Source organism: Paractinoplanes durhamensis (assembly GCF_016862175.1).
In the GTDB taxonomy this organism is placed as follows: Bacteria; Actinomycetota; Actinomycetes; order Mycobacteriales; family Micromonosporaceae; genus Actinoplanes; species Actinoplanes durhamensis.
This window is the reverse complement of sequence record NZ_BOML01000115.1, coordinates 1-2,054: the sequence shown is the minus strand read 5'-3', so window position 1 is coordinate 2,054 and position 2,054 is coordinate 1. Positions and strand designations below refer to the sequence as shown.

The 2,054-nt window shown below is 70.0% G+C and carries 1 protein-coding gene; it reads right to left on the bottom strand.

Translation table 11 applies throughout. The features are described 5' to 3' along the window. Window positions 1-2,054, bottom strand: a 2,054-nt coding sequence (locus Adu01nite_RS47330; RefSeq protein WP_203735988.1) for a non-ribosomal peptide synthetase, incomplete at both ends; no start/stop codon positions are given.

Genomic DNA, 2,054 nt, shown 5'->3' with positions numbered 1-2,054 from the left:
GGAACCCACGAACCTTCACCTGACCATCAACCCGGCCGTGGTAGCGCAGCAGACCGTCCCCGGTCCACGACGCCAGATCGCCGGTGCGGTACATCCGCCCGCCCGGCACCGCCGACGGCGAGGCCACGAACCTGCTCGCGGTCAGCGCGGGCCGGCCCAGGTAGCCGCGTGCGAGCTGGACGCCGGTCAGGTACAGCTCACCGATCACGCCCGGCGCCACCGGGCGAAGGAACGGATCCAGAACATGGGTGCCGGTGTTCCATATCGGCGCCCCGATCGGCACCGGCCCCGGGACAGCCGGATCGCATCGGTACGCCGTGACGTCCACCGCCGCCTCGGTCGGCCCGTACAGGTTGTCCAACGCCGCGCCCGGCAACAGCCGGCTGAACTCCGCCACCGACTCGGCCGGCAGCGCCTCGCCACTGCTCACCACTTGGCGCAGGGTCAGGCAGCCGTTGGTCGAGCCGAGCTGCTCCAGGAAGATCACCAGCATGGACGGCACAAAATGCACCGTGGTCACCCGTTCGCGGTCGATCAGTTCGCACAGGTAGGCGGCGTCTCGGTGCCCGCCGTCCTTGGCGACCACCAGCGTCGCACCGGCCATCGGGGCCCAGAACAGCTCCCACACCGACACGTCGAAGCTGACCGGTGTCTTCCAGAGCACCCGGTCATCGGCGGTCAGCGCGAACCGATCCTGCATCCAGCACAGGCGATTCACGATCGCCGCATGCGACACCACCACGCCCTTGGGCCGGCCGGTCGACCCGGAGGTATAGATCACGTACGCCGCGTCGTCACCGCGCAGCGGCCGCACTCGATCGTCGTCGGTCACCGGGGTCTCGGCCCCGCCCCGGATCTCGTCCCAGTCCACCGCATCGATCAGCATCGCGGGTGCCGCGTCGGCCAGCATGAAGGCGACGCGCTCCGCCGGGTACGACGGGTCCAGCGGCAGATAGGCGGCGCCCGCCTTGACGATGCCGTGCACCACGAGCAGCAGATCCACCGACCGCGGAAGCGCCACCGCGACCAGGTCACCGGGGCCGACGCCCCGGCCGATCAGCCAGTGGGCCACCTGATTGGAGCGGTCACCGAACTCGATGAACGACAGGCGGCCGTCCTCGCCGGCGACCGCCTCGGCCGAACGAGCCGGGCGGGCGGCGAGCAGGTCCGGCAGCAGCGCCGGCGGCACCTCGTGGGCCGTGTCGTTCCAGCTCCGCAGCGCCGCCTTCTCCGCATCGGTCAGGAGGTCCAGATCACTGATCCGCACCGACGGGTCGGCCGTCACCTGGGCCAACAGCCGGAGCAGCCGATCGACCATGGATTGCACGGTCCGGTGGTCGAACAGGTCAGCGGCGTACTCCACGGCCCCCTCGAGGCCGGCCGGCGCGCCGTCGGAACCCCATCGCTCGTTGAGGCTGAACATCAGGTCGTACCGGGATGCACCGACGTCCGTCCGCACGGTCCGGACCTGGAGTCCGGGAAAGGGATCGATCGATGGCGTGCTCTGCAGCCCCAGGGACACCTGGAACAACGGATGACGGGCCAGCGACCGCTCCGGGTTGAGCCGTTCCACAAGTAGCTCGAACGGCACGTCCCGATTGGCGAGGCCGGCCAGGGTGGTCTCGCGGACGCGGCCGATCAGTTCGCTGAATGCCGGCCGCCCCGCGGTGTCGACACGCAGGACGATCGCATTGAGGAAGAACCCGACCAGATCTTCCAGAGCCGAGTCGGGACGTTCGGCGGTGGATACGCCCACCGGGATGTCGTTGCCCGCACCGAGCGCGCTGAGCAGGGCGGCCAGGCCGGCTTGCAGGACCATGAAGAGGGTGGCCTGCTGGTCACGCGCCAGCCGTAGCAGTCCCGCATGCGCCTCCGGGTCCACCGCGAACTCCACCGAGCCGCCCCGGAACGATGCCACCGCGGGGCGCGGCCGGTCGGTCGGTAGCGACAGCTGATCCGGCAGGTCACGCAGTTCGTCGAGCCAGAATCGCAGCTGAGCCGAGAATGCGCTGGACGGATCGTTCTCCTGCTCGAGCAGCTGCCGCTGCCACAGA